17 protein-coding genes are annotated in these 16827 nt (G+C 37.2%); 13 read left to right on the forward strand and 4 right to left on the reverse strand.

Annotated features, from left to right (window positions below):
• Window positions 1-536: 536 nt before the first annotated feature.
• On the reverse strand, window positions 537-1730 hold the full coding sequence (locus NH288_RS01240) for a M20 metallopeptidase family protein (protein ID WP_265212458.1): 1194 nt from the start codon (window positions 1728-1730) through the stop codon (window positions 537-539).
• A gap of 231 nt (window positions 1731-1961) precedes the next feature.
• On the opposite strand from NH288_RS01240, the gene NH288_RS01245 reads away from it, so the two are divergent.
• From NH288_RS01245 to NH288_RS01270, 6 genes are read left to right on the forward strand one after another with little or no spacing between them, the layout of a single operon-like run.
• Window positions 1962-3488, forward strand: a complete 1527-nt coding sequence (locus NH288_RS01245; RefSeq protein ID WP_265212460.1) for an ABC transporter substrate-binding protein — start codon at window positions 1962-1964, stop codon at window positions 3486-3488.
• The gene (locus tag NH288_RS01250) at window positions 3488-4435 is read left to right on the forward strand and encodes an ABC transporter permease (protein WP_106461717.1); all 948 of its coding nucleotides are present in this window, start codon (window positions 3488-3490) and stop codon (window positions 4433-4435) included. Before NH288_RS01245 ends, NH288_RS01250 begins: the two co-directional genes overlap by 1 nt.
• Window positions 4432-5250, forward strand: coding sequence for an ABC transporter permease (locus NH288_RS01255; protein WP_265212462.1), 819 nt, complete (start codon window positions 4432-4434; stop codon window positions 5248-5250). The genes NH288_RS01250 and NH288_RS01255 overlap by 4 nt, the downstream gene beginning before the upstream one ends.
• Window positions 5247-5663 carry an ATP-binding cassette domain-containing protein gene (locus NH288_RS01260; protein WP_265212463.1) on the forward strand — a complete coding sequence of 139 codons (417 nt, stop codon included), beginning with the start codon at window positions 5247-5249 and terminating at the stop codon, window positions 5661-5663. The genes NH288_RS01255 and NH288_RS01260 overlap by 4 nt, the downstream gene beginning before the upstream one ends.
• Entirely contained in the window at window positions 5651-6220 is a 570-nt protein-coding gene (locus NH288_RS01265) for an ABC transporter ATP-binding protein (RefSeq protein WP_265212465.1), read from the forward strand. The genes NH288_RS01260 and NH288_RS01265 overlap by 13 nt, the downstream gene beginning before the upstream one ends.
• On the forward strand, window positions 6213-6989 hold the full coding sequence (locus NH288_RS01270) for an ABC transporter ATP-binding protein (RefSeq protein WP_265212466.1): 777 nt from the start codon (window positions 6213-6215) through the stop codon (window positions 6987-6989). The genes NH288_RS01265 and NH288_RS01270 overlap by 8 nt, the downstream gene beginning before the upstream one ends.
• A 60-nt stretch (window positions 6990-7049) precedes the next feature.
• Here NH288_RS01270 and NH288_RS01275 read toward each other — a convergent pair whose 3' ends face one another.
• Window positions 7050-7562 (reverse strand): tryptophan transporter, encoded by a 513-nt coding sequence (locus tag NH288_RS01275; protein ID WP_265212467.1) that lies wholly within the window; start codon window positions 7560-7562, stop codon window positions 7050-7052.
• 324 nt (window positions 7563-7886) lie between these two features.
• Window positions 7887-9191 carry an NCS2 family permease gene (locus NH288_RS01280; RefSeq protein ID WP_265212468.1) on the reverse strand — a complete coding sequence of 435 codons (1305 nt, stop codon included), beginning with the start codon at window positions 9189-9191 and terminating at the stop codon, window positions 7887-7889.
• A gap of 153 nt (window positions 9192-9344) precedes the next feature.
• On the opposite strand from NH288_RS01280, the gene NH288_RS01285 reads away from it, so the two are divergent.
• From NH288_RS01285 to NH288_RS01295, 3 genes are read left to right on the forward strand one after another with little or no spacing between them, the layout of a single operon-like run.
• A complete protein-coding gene (locus NH288_RS01285) occupies window positions 9345-10592 on the forward strand; it encodes a hemolysin family protein (RefSeq protein WP_265212470.1) in 1248 nt (415 codons plus the stop codon).
• Between the two features lie 10 nt (window positions 10593-10602).
• On the forward strand, window positions 10603-12249 hold the full coding sequence (locus NH288_RS01290; RefSeq protein ID WP_265212472.1) for a putative manganese-dependent inorganic diphosphatase: 1647 nt from the start codon (window positions 10603-10605) through the stop codon (window positions 12247-12249).
• Between the two features lie 44 nt (window positions 12250-12293).
• The gene (locus tag NH288_RS01295) at window positions 12294-12809 is read left to right on the forward strand and encodes an NUDIX hydrolase (RefSeq protein ID WP_265212474.1); all 516 of its coding nucleotides are present in this window, start codon (window positions 12294-12296) and stop codon (window positions 12807-12809) included.
• A 27-nt stretch (window positions 12810-12836) separates the two neighbouring features.
• Here the strand turns inward: NH288_RS01295 and NH288_RS01300 are convergent, their stop codons facing one another.
• Complete coding sequence (locus tag NH288_RS01300) at window positions 12837-13055, reverse strand: DUF1858 domain-containing protein (protein WP_106461732.1); 219 nt, start codon at window positions 13053-13055, stop codon at window positions 12837-12839.
• A gap of 80 nt (window positions 13056-13135) precedes the next feature.
• Here NH288_RS01300 and NH288_RS01305 point away from each other — a divergent pair, with 80 nt between their 5' ends.
• The 4 genes from NH288_RS01305 (at window position 13136) to NH288_RS01320 (ending at window position 16724) form a co-directional block, all read left to right on the forward strand.
• Window positions 13136-13468, forward strand: coding sequence for a hypothetical protein (locus NH288_RS01305; RefSeq protein WP_265212477.1), 333 nt, complete (start codon window positions 13136-13138; stop codon window positions 13466-13468).
• Entirely contained in the window at window positions 13455-14105 is a 651-nt protein-coding gene (gene trhA / locus NH288_RS01310; RefSeq protein ID WP_265212479.1) for a PAQR family membrane homeostasis protein TrhA, read from the forward strand. The genes NH288_RS01305 and trhA overlap by 14 nt, the downstream gene beginning before the upstream one ends.
• 88 nt (window positions 14106-14193) lie before the next feature.
• Complete coding sequence (htpG, locus tag NH288_RS01315; RefSeq protein ID WP_265212481.1) at window positions 14194-16041, forward strand: molecular chaperone HtpG; 1848 nt, start codon at window positions 14194-14196, stop codon at window positions 16039-16041.
• Between the two features lie 266 nt (window positions 16042-16307).
• Window positions 16308-16724 carry a hypothetical protein gene (locus NH288_RS01320; protein WP_265212483.1) on the forward strand — a complete coding sequence of 139 codons (417 nt, stop codon included), beginning with the start codon at window positions 16308-16310 and terminating at the stop codon, window positions 16722-16724.
• Window positions 16725-16827 lie beyond the last annotated feature (103 nt).

The raw sequence follows: 16827 nt of genomic DNA on the forward strand, positions 1-16827 counted from the left end.
TAACTATGAACGTAATAATTATACAGCAATACAAATAAAAAAACAAGGCCTGCACTCATAAATATCGCATATTTACAAGTGACAAAGGTTTGCTATAATTACTATAATTATTCTCTAATTACAAAGTTTGATGAAAATTTATAAAATATCAATTTAGTTTTGTTAGAAAATCAAATTCGCTAAATTTATAGAAAGCTTATCGAAAGTTAATTTTAATAAAAGAAGCCTTGCGATATTTGCAAGGCTCTTTTAGACTTTAAATTAGATTTGACCAATCATTTTTAAGATAATTTGGGCAATAATAGATGAACCTATGTAGGTACCCAAGATTACGAAGATAGAAAGTATGATGATTTTTGGTCCGGTTTTCTTTAGCTTGTCTAGTTTTTAACCTGTGTAGATACCTGCGTAGGCAAGGATTGGTGTACAAAGGGTTGTGAAATCTACATTTTCTGTATGGTAGCTGATAAAGCCTGATATGGGAAAGGCTGGGATTATGACTATTCCTAGGGCTATGATGTGCAGTTTAAATTTTTTTATTTTTTTCCTTCTTTCAAATACCTATAAGCAACTTCTGCAAGGATGCCAGTTCCTATATAAAATGTGCTTTCTTCTACGTCGAATTTTGAATTGTGGTGTGGGTAGATTTTGCCATCTTTGTTTTCTTTAAGATTGTTAAGGGATAGGAAGGTACCTTTGGCTTCCTTTAGGAAAAAGGAAAAGTCTTCACCACCCATAGATGGATTTGCTATCTCTCTAACTTTATCTTTACCAAGTAAATCAGTGGCAATATCTTTAACATAGCCTGTAAAGTCATCGTCATTTATAAGGCTTGGGTAAAATCTCTTGTATTCGAGGATTCCCTCGCACCTAAAGGCCTTGGCTGTATTTTCTACAATTTCTGCCATTCTTTTTTCCACAAAGTCTCTGGTTTCTTCGTTGAGATTTCTAACTGTACCCTCCTCCCAAACCTCATCTGGTATGATATTTTGGCATGTACCGCCATGGATTTGGCAGATAGAAATGAGGGAAGACTGGGTTGGGTCAAGCTCTCTTGAGATAATCTTTTGCAGACCCAAATTAATTTCACTAATGGTTGCAATCGGGTCAATAAAAGAATCTGGTCTTGCCCCGTGGCCGCCGTGGCCCTTAACCCTGATGATAAAGGCATCCATAGAGGCCATCATAGGGCCTTTTTTGTAGGCTATAGTGCCTTGGGGTAAATTCCCAAAAATCCCGCCTTCATGAAGGCCAATTACCCTGTCCACCTTAGGGTTTTCCATACATCCTTCATCAATCATTGGCTTGGCACCACCAGGGATTTCTTCACCTGGTTGGAAAAATATTTTGACCAGGCCATCAAGCTTATCTTCATTTTCCTTTAAAAGTCTGGCAGCCCCAAGAGCCATGGCTGTGTGGCCATCGTGACCGCAGGCGTGCATACACCCTTCATGAGTCGATTTAAAATCAAGGCCAGTTTCTTCTGTGATTGGTAGGGCATCCATATCAGCCCTGATGGCTATACATTTTCCCTTGTAAGTTCCGATTTCAGCCACTATGGCATTGTCATTTACCAATTTTTTGTAGGGGATACCTAGAGATTTTAGTTCTTCTTCTACGTAGGCCACTGTCTTTGGTAAGTTTAGTTCAAGCTCTGGAATCTTATGGAGATTCCTTCTATCCTTGATGATAGTTTCTTCAATTCCTTTGGCGAGCTTTAAAAAATTCATACAACCTCCTTATAATTAATTAGTATACAATCATTTTATACTGATTCAATAAAGTGATATCTTATTATTGTAAAACTAAAATTGAATAACTAAAATTAGCCATAAAAATTAGCATTAAAATTTTATTTAAGTATACTGTCCATAGGACATAGGAAATTTTTTTTAGAAAACATTGTTAAAAAAATATCCATGTGTTATAATAGTAATAAATAATTTTCCTAAGGAGGAGAAATGAAAAAATCAAAAACACTTTTGACTCTACTTTTAGCAGGTCTAATGATGACCTCTTGCGGTGGTGCTAAAGAGTCAGAGCAAAAGGCAGAAGGAAAGAATGAAACACAAGTAGCAGAAAGACCACTAACAGTAGCTATGGCTACAGAGATAGATTCCCTTGACCCATTCAAAACTACTGCAGGGGACACAAAAACAATGACAGATCAAATCTTTGATGGTTTGGTTGATGTGGATGATGATGGAAATCTGGCTCCAGATTTGGCTGAGTCTTATGAGATTTCTGAAGATGGACTTACATATAACTTTAAGCTTAAAGAAGGTGTCAAGTTCCACGATGGATCTGACTTTAGTGCAGATGATGTGTATTACACCTTGGATAAACTATCAGGTCTTACAAGTGGTGAGCCTTTGAACAGTAAATTTACTGGAATTGTAGAGATGAAAGTTATTTCACCTACAGAGATCACTGTTAAATTAAAGGAAAGAGATAATAGTTTTATCTACTTATTAACCCAAGCTATGGTCAAAAAAGATTATGAAGATAACCAAAATAAGCCTCTTGGTACAGGTCCTTACAAGTTTGTATCCTATACACCAGGTGAAGGGTTAATTTTGGAAAGATTTGATGATTACCATAGAAAAGACCACATAGCTAAGATTAAGCAAGTAAATATAGTTAGAATAGCCGATAATCAAGCTCTAGTAATGGCGTTAAATAACAAGGAAGTAGATCTTGCTTCAAAGCTTACAGCTGATGAGCTTGAGCAAGTAAAAGAATCAACAGATTCATACTCTCACCCACAAAACCTAGTTCAAGTACTTGGAATAAATAATGGGGTTAAACCATTCGACGATATTAGAGTAAGACAAGCCATAGCCTATGCTATAGATAAGGATGAAATAATAAATTCTGTAGGTGGCGGAAAGGCTACAAAACTTTATTCTTCATTCTCACCAGCTCTAAAAGATTATTACAATGAACTTGAAGAGTTTTACCCAACAGATGTAGAAAAGGCTAAGGAATTATTGAAAGAAGCCGGATATCCAAATGGCCTTGATATCAAAATAACAGTACCAAGTGATTATAAGTATCACATGGACACAGGAGAATTAATCCAAGCCCAACTTAAAAAAGCAGGTATAAATGCGACAATAGATCCAATAGAATTTTCAACATGGCTTGATAAGGTTTATAAGAAAAAAGATTTTGAAACAACAATAGTTGGCTTCATTGGCTATATAGACCCAATTAGGATTTTAGATAGGTATGTTTCATCAAGCGAGAAAGATTATATTAATTATAAATCTGAAGCCTTTGATAAGGCAATTGAAGATGCAAAATCAGCTGTAAATAGGGATGAACTTATCAAAAATGTCAAAGATGCCCAAGAAATCATAGCTAAAGACTGCGCATCTGTATTTATACAGGACCCTAACGACAACATAGTCCTAAATAATGGCTACACAGGTCTTAAGACCTACCCAGTCCAAAAACTAAATCTAGAAGATATAAGCTTAAAATAATGACAAAATCAATAATAAAAAAGATAGTTTCGCTTATCATGACCTTGTTTTTTGTCTCACTTCTCATATTTTTTGTATTTCAGATAATAGGAGGCAATCCTGCTGAGATAATCTTAGGAACTGAGGCAGATCCACACCAACTCCTAGCTCTTGAAAAAGAGCTAGGTCTTGATAAGCCTATCTTTGAAAGATACATAAATTGGATTTTAGGACTTTTTAGACTTGATATGGGCATGAGCATCAAATACCAAATCCCTGTTAGGGAACTTTTTTTTAAGAAGCTACCTGTAACTATGTGGCTTACCTTTTATTCATTGATTCTATCAATAATAATAGCCATTCCCCTATCAATACAAATAACCATGAAGGCTGATAAGTGGTATGCATCTATAATCACAGCGGTGACCCAACTTGGGATTTCAATTCCATCCTTTTGGCTAGCATTTTTGCTAATCCACTTATTTGCAGTAAGACTCGGCCTATTTTCAACCCTGTCTTTTAATATAATGGGCGGAAGCTTTTTGGATAAGCTTAAGAATTTCTTCCTCCCATCCCTTGCCATTGCAATACCAAATGTGGCAACCATAATTAGGTACATGCAGGCGGCCCTTCTTGATGAAATCAACAAGGACTATGTAAGGACAGCCAGGATGAAGGGGATGGAACTTAAGGAAATCTTATACAAGCACGTCTTAAGAAATGCCTTAATTCCAGTAATCACAGTTATTGGAATGTGCCTAACATCAGCAGTTGGCGGATCGCTTATAGTAGAAAATGTATTTTCCCTACCAGGAGTAGGTTCTCTAATTGTAGCCTCAATTAGCTCTAGAGACTTCCCACTTATCCAGTCAGTAGTACTTGCGGTGGCATTTTTAGTGATTTTTATAAATCTAATAATAGATATAATTTACGGCCTAGTTGACCCAAGGATTCGAGGTGGCAGATGATTAAAGAAAATAAAAATTCGATAAGGATTGGCAAGGCAATAATTGGCCTTTATTTTATAATCCTTATTATTTCAATATTTTGGACACCTTATGACCCAAATAAGGTAGATACATCTATGAAGCTCTTATCACCAAGCCTAGCCCATCCTTTTGGAACAGACAATATGGGAAGAGATATCCTATCACGCCTTATGGAAGGGTCCCAATACGCCCTCATCCTTTCCTTTGGAACAGTATCCTTGGCTCTTTTCCTAGGTTCAATCATAGGGGCAAGTGCTGGATATTTTGGAGGAGCTATTGATGAAGTTTTGATGAGATTTATAGACTCACTCATGGCCTTTCCAGGCATTTTATTTGCCATGATGCTTGTAACAGTATTTGGAGCTGGGGTTATGAATACCATCCTTGCCATTGGAATTATGTCAGTCCCTTATTTTGCAAGGGTTGTAAGGAGTGGATTTTTGCAGATTAAAAACGCTCAGTTTGTCAAATCTGCAGTTGTTAAGGGGGCCAGTCCTCTTTATATAGCCATCAACCACATCCTTCCAAATATCAAAAACCAACTCATGGTAGCTATTGTCTTATCAGTATCTCAGGCAATTCTTGCCGAAGCAGGACTTTCCTACTTAGGCCTTGGAGTTAGGCCACCAAACCCATCTTGGGGCAGGATGCTAAAAGAAAGTCAAGCCTATTTTAACCAGGCACCTCACTATTTCATCTTCACAGGTATTTGCCTAAGCCTAGTAGTATTGGGCTTTACCCTTTATGGAGAGAAATTCAGGTCAGAAAGATTGAAAGAGAAGGCAGCAAGATGAAAAAAATCCTAGAAGTAAAGGACCTAACAGTAGCCTTTAATACTGTTAATGGAGATAAAAATGCAGTCAACCACATATCCTTTGACCTTTTTGAAAATGACTTTGTAGGCTTAGTTGGAGAAAGCGGCTGCGGCAAGACTGTAGCAACCCAGACAATTCTTGGAATCCAGTCAAAAGATGCTATAATAAAGTCAGGTTCTTGCAAGCTTCGTGATATAGAAGTCCTTGGCCTATCTGATAAGGATTGGAAAAAATACAGGTCTAGAAATATAGCCACAGTCTTCCAAGAACCAGGCTCAGCCCTAAATCCCTTAATGAAAGTGGGGGCCCAAATCGAAGAAGTCCTAAAATCCACTACGATTTTGATAAGAAAAAACGCCAAGACCTTGTATATAAAACTATGGAAAATGTAGGTCTTAGGGATGTAGAAGATTTATATAATAAATATCCCCACGAGCTATCAGGCGGCATGCAGCAAAGGATAGTAATCTGCATGGCCCTAATTGCAAATCCAAATGTCCTCATAGCAGATGAGCCAACCACAGCTCTAGATGCCAAGGTCCAGGCCCAAATCATCGACCTTTTTAAGGACCTAGGCCACATCTACAAGGGAGCAATCTTATTTATAAGCCACGACTTAAACCTAATCAACAGGATTTGTAAAAAAGTCATGATCATGTATGCAGGAAGATTGGTTGAAAAGGGAGACACAAGAGATGTAATAGATAAGCCCCTCCATCCTTATACCAAGGCCCTCCTAAAGGCAGTGCCAAATTATAAGAAAAGGGGAGAGGCCCTTTACAATATCAAAGGCCATGTACCAGATTTAAAAAATAGGTCAAATGAAGGATGTCCATTTGCAGATAGGTGTGACCACACCATGGACATTTGCAAGAGAACTTACCCAGCAGCCTACATCAAAGATGGGCGTGAAGTTCATTGCCACTTATACGGAGATCAAAATGACTAGTATCTTAAAAATAGAAAATATAAGCAAGGTATATAAGGATTCTGCCATCCTCTTTAGAAAAAAGGACAACCTAGCTCTAGATAAGGTTAGCTTTGACATAAAAAGAGGAGAAATCTTTGGCCTAGTCGGTGAATCTGGCTCAGGCAAGACCACCCTATCAAACATCATCCTAAGGCTAATAAAGGAAACATCCGGCAAGGTATATTTTGAAGATAAGGACATAACAAGCCTAAGCAAGGAAGAACTTTTAGCCTACAGGAAAAAGCTCCAGGTAGTCTTTCAAAATCCCTACCAGGCTCTAAATCCCAAAAAAACCATAGGCTTTTCCATCAGGGAAATCCTTAAAATCCACAAGGTTTATACAGAAGAAGAAGGGGAAAAAAAGATCAGGGACATCCTAGAAGAAATAGAGATGGAAAGCGATGTGCTAGATTATTATCCAGGCAACCTATCAGGCGGTCAAAAGCAAAGAATAGCCATAGCCTGTGCCCTAATAATAGAGCCAGAGTTTTTAATAATAGATGAAGGAGTATCTGCCCTAGATGTATCAATCCAGGCTCAAATCCTAAACCTAATTAAAAAACTTCAAAAAACCCACAACTTCACCTGCCTCTTCATCTCCCACGACTTAAACGTAATAGCCTACCTTTGCGACAGGATAGGAGTCCTTTATAAGGGAAGGTTAGTAGACCTATTCGAAACCAAAGACCTAGCAAGCCCAGATAGGGATGACTACACAAAAGAACTTTTTAAATCGATAAAAATATAAAAACTAAGCCTCCAATTTTTGGAGGCTTTAAAAAAACCCAGCTAAAGGGCTGGGATATTTTTATTTCAACAAATTCATCCTTCTAGCTGCCTGGTATAAAAATATGCCGAGGATTGCGTTTATTGGCATGGCTACTAGGACTACTGGGTAGGATGGGATGAAGAGGTTTAGTTGTTTGGTCATGCCTAGGGCAAGTGTTAGAAACATTGTTCCTGAAACCATTGTTCCTAGGGCAAAGATTAGGATTATCTTTGGGATTGAGAAGTTTTTATTCATTGTCTTTATTAGGTAGAAGACTACTAGGCTTGTGATTATCTTTTCGATGAAGTTTGGGATTTGGCCTCCTGGAAAACCTGTTGTTAGGGCACTCATTATTCCTCCAGCAACTCCTAGAAGTAGGGCTTCTTTGACATCTTCTACTATCATTAAAGATATAAACATCATTGATAGGAGAAAGTCTGGCTTGACTCCAAAAAATATTCCTGGTACCATGAAGTGGAGGACTAGTCCTAGGGCCATGAAGACTGCTGATATGGTTAGATTTCTTGTTTTGATTGTATTTTGTTTTTGCATTATTTTACCTTTCTTTTCATTGAGTTAGGGGAATAAAAAAAGCTCACTCCTAATATATAGGAGCGAGCCTTAGCCCACGGTGCCATCCCTCTTGTCTAAAATTAGACATCTTTAGATACATACATATCCTATCCCTGTAAGGTGAGAAACACCCGCTGGCTACTATTTCGATTCACCATTGATCTGTTAGATCCATTCACAAAAAATCTTACCCTGCAATTCTCATCTACCATTTACTTTCTGTTGGCTTAATTATTTGCTACTATTTCTAACTACGATTTATATTGATACTATAATACACTAAATTTATAATCTTGTCAAGCCTTAGATCATATATCTTATTAAGAATATGATTGCTAGGACATACATTACCCAGCTTACTTCCTTGTATTTGCCTGTTAGAACCTTGATTAATACGAAGGAAATCATTCCGAATGCTATACCTTCTGCTATTGAATAAGCTAGTGGCATCATGAGGATGGTCATGAAGGCTGGGAAGGATTCGGTGATATCTCCAAAGTTTATTTCTACTACTGTTGATAGCATGAATAGTCCGACTACTACTAGGGCTGCTGATGTGGCTTGGCTTGGTATTAGTGAAAATACTGGGAAGAAGAAGGCTGCGATTGCAAAGCATCCTGCACAAGCTAGGGCTGTAAGGCCTGTTCTTCCGCCTTCTGCAACACCTGCAGAGCTTTCTACGAAGGTTGTGACTGTAGATGTTCCTAATAGGGCTCCACATGTTGTTCCTACTGCATCTGCTAGTAGGGCTTTTGATGCGTTTTCTAGGTTGCCATTTTCATCTAGCATTTTTGCCTTGGTTGCTACACCTGTGAGGGTGCCAAGGGTGTCAAATAAGTCCACAAATAAGAATGAAAATAGGACTGAGAACATTTCTAAGCTAAAGACATTTGAGAAGTCTAGCTTAAAGGCTATTGGTGAGATTGATGGAGGGAGTGATACGAGTGATCCTTCTGGAAGACCTGTTACTCCGAGTATTAGGGATAGGATTGTTGATACCAAGATTCCCCATAAGAGGGCTCCCTTTACCTTTCTTGTTGTTAAGACTACCATCACGATTAGGGCAAAGAAAAATACTATAGATTCTTTGCTTGAAATATTTCCTAAGGATAGGGCTGGTTCTGCCTTTTCTATAATGCCTGCATTTAATAAACCAATTTCTGCGATAAATAGACCAATACCGACTGATACAGCTTTTTTGAGTGTAGATGGGATTGAGTTAAATATTGCCTCTCTGACACCAAATAGGGATAAAATCATGAACAAAATACCTTCAAAAAATACAGCTGTCAGAGCAAATTGCCAAGGGTGGCCCATTTTCATAACGACTGTATAGGTGAAGAAAGCATTAAGCCCCATACCAGCTGATAGACCGAATGGAAGATTGGCATAAAAGCCCATCAATAACATTGCGATAATGGATGCTAAGATTGTAGCTGAGAATACTGCACCGTAGTCCATACCAGATTCTGATAGGATTTGTGGGTTTACAGCTAGTATATAAGACATTGTCATAAATGTGGTTATACCTGCCATTATCTCGGTCTTGATATTAGTATCATGTTTTTTAAGTTTAAAAGTTTTCTCGAAAAACGAAACTTTTTCCATAATTGCCTCCTTTTATTAATGATACGAGTCCATTATATTATAAATTTAGTTTTTGTCACCACATTTATATAATTTTTAACCTTTATTTTTAGCTTGATAAATATTATAATAGAAGTATGAAACTATCAATAGTTTATTAGACAAGGAAGGTATATGACAAGTAAAAATATCATACAATTAATAGTAATAATTATAGGAGTGATGATGAGTGCTTTTTTCTCATCAAGTGAGACGGCCCTGACATCTCTCAATGTATTTAAAATCAGACAATTAGAAGAAAATGGGGTGAAAAATTCTTCCCTGGTTAGAAAGCTTTCAGAAAATATTGGAAAGGTCCTAACGACTATTCTTATCGGCAATAATATCGTAAATATAGGGACAACCACCATTGCTACCTTATTTTTTACAGATATCTTGGGCCCATCAGGGGCTTTGGTTTCAACAGTTGTCCTTACAATTGCAATCCTAATTTTTGGCGAGGTTTCTCCTAAAAATATCGCCGCAGCTAATAGCGAGAAGGTAGCCCTAAAGGTTGCAAGGCCAATAAGCTTTTTAAATATTATCCTAAAGCCACTTTCTTTTATCTTGCAGGCTATAACTGGTGTCATTACTAAGTCCTTTATTGATGATAATCAGCAAAGTGGAGATCAGGTGACAGAAGAAGACCTTAAGACAATTGTGGATGTATCTGAAGAGCAAGGGGTAATCAACCTTGAGGAAAGTGAGATTATCAATAATGTCTTTGCTTTTGGAGATAGCGATGTAGAAGATATAATGACAGCCAGGACTAATATGGAGGCCATTTGTGTCGATATAGAACAAGATGAACTTAAGGAATTTTTAAGAAATTCTATCCATTCTAGGATTCCTGTTTATGGCAAGTCTATCGATAACATCCTAGGAATTCTCCATATGAAGGACATAGTTGCCTTTATTGCAGAAGATAAGGAACTTGATATAGAAAAGATGATAAGGCCTGCCTTTTATGTTTATGACAATATGCACACATTTGACCTCTTTAAGGCTATGCGTGGAGAAAATGTTTCTCTTGCCATTGTCACAGACGAATATGGGGGCACAAGTGGTATTGTCACAATCGAAGACATTGTAGAAGAGCTTGTAGGCGAGATTGAAGATGAGTATGACACATCCCACGATAAAATTTATAAGATAAGTGACAAGGAATATTTGGTCAATCCATCAATTCACATAAATGACTTCAATGATTATTTTGATACAGACCTAATTCAGATTAAAAACGACTCTATAGGCGGTTTTGTAATTGACACCCTAGAAAAAATTCCAAAAGAGGGCGATGAAATCGAAATTGAGGGTATAAAGATAACAGTAATCAAAGTAGATAGATACAAGATAGAAATGCTAAAGGTAGAGTTTTCTTAAGGAGGAGACAGTGAGAGAAACAGTTTATATCACAGGCCACAAGAAGCCAGATACAGACTCAATTATGTCAGCCATAGCCTATGCTGACCTTAAAAATAGGCTAGGAGAATATGATGCAATTCCTATAAGACTTGGCAAACTAAGCCAAGAAAGCCGCTTTGTACTTGAATATTTTGGGGTAAGGCCACCAGAAATCAAGGAAACAATGAAGCTTACTGTAGGGGACCTAAACATAGATAAGGGCAATATCATCGACCCATCTATTCCAATTAGGAAGGCTTGGGATACCTTCCAACATGGAGCTACCAATTCCCTAACAGTTGTAGACTCTAAGGGAGAAATCGTGGGTATAGCATCCCTATCAAATATTACAAAATCTTACATGGATATATGGGATGATAAGATCCTTGGCAGGTCTAACACATCAATTGACAATATTATCGATGTCCTAGCAGCAAATATAATTAATCTTCCAAAAGAACCAAGAGAGCTTTCAGGTAAGATGGCTGTATTTGCCATGAGTGGGGATGAAAAGGACCTAGAAGGTGTAGTCCTTGAAAATGACATAATCATATCAGGGAATAGGTATGCCTATTACAAATATCTTCTAAATCAAAAGATATCACTTTTAATCTTAACCAACGGGGCAAGGCTTGATGATGAGGCCCTAGAAGTGGCAAAAGAAAACAAGGTTACAGTTATATCTACAGAATATAACTCCTTCATGGCTTCAAGACTACTTCCACTTACAATTCCGGTAAGCCATGTAATGACCACAGACAATCTAATTTATTTTAAAACCGACGATACCCTAGATACAGTTAGGGAAGTCATGGCCAAGTCTAGATTTAGGTCATATCCGGTAGTAGACCCAACTAATCAAGTAGTAGGCTCAATTTCTAGGTATCACTTAATTTCTTCAGATAAGAAAAAGCTAATCCTAGTAGACCACAACGAACGCAACCAATCAATAGATGATATAGACGAAGCAGAAATTATAGAAATAATAGACCACCACAGGGTAGCAAACATCCTTACAACAGGTCCAGTCTTCTTTAGGGCAGAGCCAGTTGGATCAACTGCTACAATCATTTCAGAAATGTATTTAGAAAGTGGTATCAGACCATCTAAGCAAATTGCAGGTATACTTTGCGCTGCTATAATCTCAGATACCCTTCTTTTCAGGTCACCAACTACAACAGATGTTGACAGGAGAATCCTAGATAGGATGAGCAAGATTGCAGATATCAACCCAGAAGAATTTGCAGACAGGATGTTTAGGGCAGGCACATCTTTGAAGGGTAAATCAGCCAAAGACCTAATCGAAGGAGATATTAAGACATTTACAATCGGCTCTTCAACAATAAGAGTAGGTCAGGTAATGACCATGAATCCAGAAGAGCTAGTACCAATTATGGATGAGCTAAAAGAGCTAATGGCAGCTAAAATTAAGCAAAGGGGAGAAGATACCTTCGTCCTAGTCCTAACAGATATCTTTAACCAAAGAAGTGAGCTTTTAGTTGTAGGTGAATTCTATGATGCTATCCAAGAAGAATTTGGAGAAGTCACCAAAAATGGCACGATAAATGCTGAGGGAGTTCTCTCACGTAAGAAACAAGTAATACCAAAACTAACAGCAGCAATAGTCAAGAAATAACAAAAGTCTCTAGCCTAGCTAGAGATTTTTACTTAGGAGATAAGATGGAAATATTAGATTTATACGATAGGTACAGGAGAAAAACTGGCAAGACCTACATAAGGGGAGAGGTAATGCCCCCTAATACATATAGGCTCATTGTCCATGTCCTAATCTTTGATAGGAACGGGAGATTGCTCATCCAACAAAGAAAGGCAGAAAAGTCTATGGGAGGCCTTTGGGATATAACTTGCGGTGGGGCTTGTCAAAGTGGTGAAAACACCGATCAGGCAGCAAGTCGTGAGCTTTATGAAGAGCTAGGCATAGCCTTCAATTTTAGGGGCTCAAGACCAATCCTTACAGCCAATTTTAAGTATGGCTTTGATGATTTTTACATGATTCACAAAAATATAAGACTAGAAGATTTAAGGCTGCAAGAAGAAGAGGTAAGTGATGCAAGGTGGGCATCCTATGATGAGGTAACCCGCCTGATGAAGAGAGGGAAATTTGTAAAATACAAGAAATCCTTCATAGATTTGCTCTTTGACCTAGAAAAGGATAAGAGATTTATGGAAATATAAAAAGGCCCAGAAAATAGGGCCTTGTATCTATAGGGAATTAAGTTGATCAAGCATGTAGTCAGGGTCCATACCATGAACCATGCAAGCTTCTTCAAGAGATTCATATAAAGATGTTGGACATGCTATGCAGCCCATACCGCTCATCATAAGAACGTTGATAGCTTCTGGCTTTGCTTGAATTATATCACCTATAATCATATCACGAGTGATAGTTACTTTGTTTGTTTCTTTTGTATTTTCGGTCATAAATATTCCCCCTTTTATAGGAATATTTTACTACTTAAAATATAATAATCAAAGTAAATCACTAGGATATAGGAGAAAATATGGAAAAGTACGAATTGTTAGAAAAAAAGAAAGAAGAATTAAGAATATTACAAGAAAAAATCAATGAGGGCCCACAAAATAGCTTTCTAAAGACCTTCCTAGGACCCTTGGGCCTAGCCTTTCTTGGCCTTAGTCTTGCGATTTTTTTAAAAATGACAGATGTGCAAAAAATTGGCATATTTATAATAATATTTATAATTAGCCTTAGTATTTATACCTTAAGGACTCAGAAGAAAAATGAAAGGGAAAAGAAAAGGCAAATAGCAGAAAGACTTGCCCTCCAAAAGGAGATAGTAAGCTTAAGTAGGGAGATAAAAAATGAGAATAATTAAATATAGTAAGTCTGAAGAAGCCCTAAATATAGCTACCCACATCCTAGGTTTCATCCTTAGTCTGATATTTTTTATACCAGTAGTTGTGGGAGCCTACCGTGGCAAGGACTTGCTTGGATTTTTGGCCTGGCTAATTTATTTTATAGCCATAGCCATCATGTTTTTGGCATCAAGCCTCTACCATTCCATGACCAATCCCACAGCCAGGACCATCTTTAGGGCCATAGACCACGGGGTAATATACCTGACAATAGCAGGGTCTTATACGCCGATAATCTTAATTGGCCTCAGGTCAAGCCTATCCATAGTCATCTTTGTCCTTATATGGATCTTGGCTATTTCAGGCATAACCATGAACATCATAGCCTTTGCTACAGGCAAGGAAGATAGGATAGGAAAGGCCTCGATGATAATCTACATGGCCATGGGCTGGATATCCCTCCTACTTATCTATCAAATTTATAAATACATCGGCATGTCCTATATCATGTTTTTGCTAGTCGGCGGTCTATTTTACACCCTAGGAGCCATTTTCTATTCCATAAAGAAAATCCCCTACAACCACGCTATCTGGCATATTTTTATCCTTGTAGCAGCCTTTGTCATGTTTTATGGCAACTATAAATTTTTGGGATAATTGCAAGAAAATAGAAAGTAAGTATAATGTTAGCAGTCGAGTAAGAAGACTGCTAATTTTATTTGGAAAATGATTAGGAGGATTAGCAATGAGACAAGAATTTAAGGCAGAAGCCAAAAAAGTCATGGATTTAATGATCCATTCAATTTATACAAACAAGGAAATATTTTTAAGAGAGCTAATATCAAATGGGTCAGATGCCCTAGATAAGCTTTATTTTGAAGACCTAAAGTCTGATTCAACCACAGAAAAAGATGACTACTATATAGAAATCATCCCAAATAAGGAAAAGAGAACCCTTACAATCAGGGACACAGGTATTGGCATGAATGAAGAGGACCTAACAAATAACCTAGGAACAATTGCCAAATCAGGTACAGAAGCCTTCAGAAATTCTGTAGAAAATTCAGACGCCAAAGACCTTATAGGACAATTTGGTGTAGGTTTTTATTCAGCCTTCATGGTTGCAGAGAAAATCGAAGTCCTATCCAAAAAGCACGGCCAAGATAAGGCCTACCTTTGGACAAGTGAAAATGCCGATGGCTTTGAAATAAATGAAGCAAAGAAAGATGAGTCAGGCACAGACATCACACTCTTCTTAAGAGAAAATACCGAAGATGAAAACTACGACATCTACCTAGACCAAAATACAATTAGGGGACTCGTTCGTAAATATTCAAACTACATCAGATATCCAATCAAGATGCTAGTAACCAAGACCAAAATCAAGGAAGGATCTCCAGAAGATAAGCCAGAATATGAAGATTATAAGGCCTATGACATCCTAAATTCAGATAAACCAATCTGGAAAAAGGATAAAAAAGACCTAAGTGATGATGATTACATCAATTTTTACCAGGAAAGTCACTACGGCTTTGATAAGCCACTAAGCTGGCTTCACTTCTCAGTTGAAGGTCTAGTAGAATTTAGGGCCCTACTCTATATACCAGAAAAGGCTCCATTCGATTATTATTCCAAAGATAGGAAAACAGGACTAGAGCTTTACTCTCACGGAGTAAAAATTATGGATTCTTGCGATGAAATCCTAGATGATGCCTATTCCTTTGTAAAGGGAGTTGTAGAATCAGATGATCTTACCCTAAATATTTCAAGAGAAACCCTCCAACAAAATAGGCAGCTAAGGGTAATTTCTAAGCAAATCAATAAGAAAATTAATGCTCATCTCAAGGAAATGATGGAGAAAAATAGGGAGGACTACGAGAAATTCTACAAGGAATTTGGCAACTCAATCAAGGTTGCAATCTACGAATCCTTTGGGGCAAATAAGGAAGAACTCCAAGACCTCTTACTCTTCTACTCTAGAAAAGAAGATAAGCTAATAAGTCTAAGAGAATATAAGGAAAAGGCTCCATCAACTGCAGAATTTATCTACTATGGTACAGGTGAATCAATCGATAAAATCAAAGCTTCCCCAGCTTTAAAACTAGTAGATGAAGAAGTCGATGTCCTCTTATTAGATGAAAGACTAGATGAATTTTTAATCAAAATGCTAGAAGAATACGATGGGCTCAAATTTAAGTCCATATCAGCAGAAGATGAAAAAGATGAAGAAGATAAGGAAGATAGCGAGCTAATAAGCTTCATCAAGGAAGCCATGCCTGAAGATGTGGTAGATGTAAATATCTCAGATAAGCTAGAAGATATACCAGCCATCATCAAGCAAAGGGGAGAAGTCTCAATAGAGATGGAAAAGGCCCTCAAAGACCAACCAAACGCCTTTGGCATCAAGGCAGAAAAAGTCCTAGAAATCTCAAACAAAACCAAGGCCTACGACCTCCTAGAAAAAGCCTACAAGGATGACAAAGAAAAGGCAAAAATGATAGCAGGACTACTCCTAGACCAAGCAAGGCTCATAGAAGGCCTAGAAATAGATGATCCTGTGGAATATGCTAAAAATATTTGGAAACTAATTTAATAAGAATAATAAGGAAAGTGCGGAAAATGTGCTTTCCTTTTTTCTTGCATAAAATTATCGAAATAAAGAGTGGATGTTTTTTATTTGGGTATAAAAAATAAAAGATATTAAATATGCTAGAAGGAAGGTGGGGTTTTATAAATTATACTAAGTCTTTAAAGTATAAGAAGGTTTTTACTATTTTGCTTTGTGCGATTTTAATTTCTGTTATGTTTTTGCTGACAAGTTGCAGCAAAGAGTCTGCACAAGTGAAGGGTGACAAAAAGATGGAATTTCCTTTGGATGATAAGGGGTATCCTAAAAATAATATTGTAATGATCAATGGCAAGGCTTATCCTTTAGATCTTGTAGGAGAATCGCATAGGGATTCTGAAATTGAAATCAAAATGGACGGAGATAGTGACCTTGTTGAAATTATCCTTCCCCAAGGTCTTCCTATTAAGTATTGGTCCATGGATGAACATGAATATTTGAATTTAGTTTCTTATAATAAGATTGATTATCCAATTAAAGATGAAAACATGGTCGAAGGCCCATCGCAAGCTGTACAAAAATTTGTTCTTAGCCTTACAAGTAGAGAAAGTTCAGAAATTTTACTAAAGTGGGCAAATGTTGATGAAATGGATAAGTTATTTAAGGATAAAAAAGAAGACTATCTCTTAAAAATAAAAGTATCTAATTAGGAAGTTTTCTTCAAAAGGCAAGCAGAAAATAAAACTTCTTGCCTTTTTGGTACTTATTTTAGAAAACAATGTTTCAGAAGCTATAGTAGATAATAGGAGGGAG

The organism is Anaerococcus sp. NML200537, assembly GCF_026131715.1.
Classification (GTDB): domain Bacteria; phylum Bacillota; class Clostridia; order Tissierellales; family Peptoniphilaceae; genus Anaerococcus; species Anaerococcus kampingae.

Bases quoted from the DNA above. Each gene is read 5' to 3' on its own strand.
- trhA (WP_265212479.1), top strand. From the start codon at position 13,455: ATGAGAATAATTAAATATAGTAAGTCTGAAGAAGCCCTAAATATAGCT.
- NH288_RS01250 (WP_106461717.1), top strand. From the start codon at position 3,488: ATGACAAAATCAATAATAAAAAAGATAGTTTCGCTTATCATGACCTTG.
- NH288_RS01270 (WP_265212466.1), top strand. From the start codon at position 6,213: ATGACTAGTATCTTAAAAATAGAAAATATAAGCAAGGTATATAAGGAT.
- NH288_RS01265 (WP_265212465.1), top strand. From the start codon at position 5,651: ATGGAAAATGTAGGTCTTAGGGATGTAGAAGATTTATATAATAAATAT.
- htpG (WP_265212481.1), top strand. From the start codon at position 14,194: ATGAGACAAGAATTTAAGGCAGAAGCCAAAAAAGTCATGGATTTAATG.
- NH288_RS01245 (WP_265212460.1), top strand. From the start codon at position 1,962: ATGAAAAAATCAAAAACACTTTTGACTCTACTTTTAGCAGGTCTAATG.
- NH288_RS01240 (WP_265212458.1), bottom strand. From the start codon at position 1,730: ATGAATTTTTTAAAGCTCGCCAAAGGAATTGAAGAAACTATCATCAAG.
- NH288_RS01305 (WP_265212477.1), top strand. From the start codon at position 13,136: ATGGAAAAGTACGAATTGTTAGAAAAAAAGAAAGAAGAATTAAGAATA.
- NH288_RS01295 (WP_265212474.1), top strand. From the start codon at position 12,294: ATGGAAATATTAGATTTATACGATAGGTACAGGAGAAAAACTGGCAAG.
- NH288_RS01255 (WP_265212462.1), top strand. From the start codon at position 4,432: ATGATTAAAGAAAATAAAAATTCGATAAGGATTGGCAAGGCAATAATT.
- NH288_RS01320 (WP_265212483.1), top strand. From the start codon at position 16,308: ATGGAATTTCCTTTGGATGATAAGGGGTATCCTAAAAATAATATTGTA.
- NH288_RS01285 (WP_265212470.1), top strand. From the start codon at position 9,345: ATGACAAGTAAAAATATCATACAATTAATAGTAATAATTATAGGAGTG.
- NH288_RS01280 (WP_265212468.1), bottom strand. From the start codon at position 9,191: ATGGAAAAAGTTTCGTTTTTCGAGAAAACTTTTAAACTTAAAAAACAT.
- NH288_RS01275 (WP_265212467.1), bottom strand. From the start codon at position 7,562: ATGCAAAAACAAAATACAATCAAAACAAGAAATCTAACCATATCAGCA.
- NH288_RS01300 (WP_106461732.1), bottom strand. From the start codon at position 13,055: ATGACCGAAAATACAAAAGAAACAAACAAAGTAACTATCACTCGTGAT.
- NH288_RS01260 (WP_265212463.1), top strand. From the start codon at position 5,247: ATGAAAAAAATCCTAGAAGTAAAGGACCTAACAGTAGCCTTTAATACT.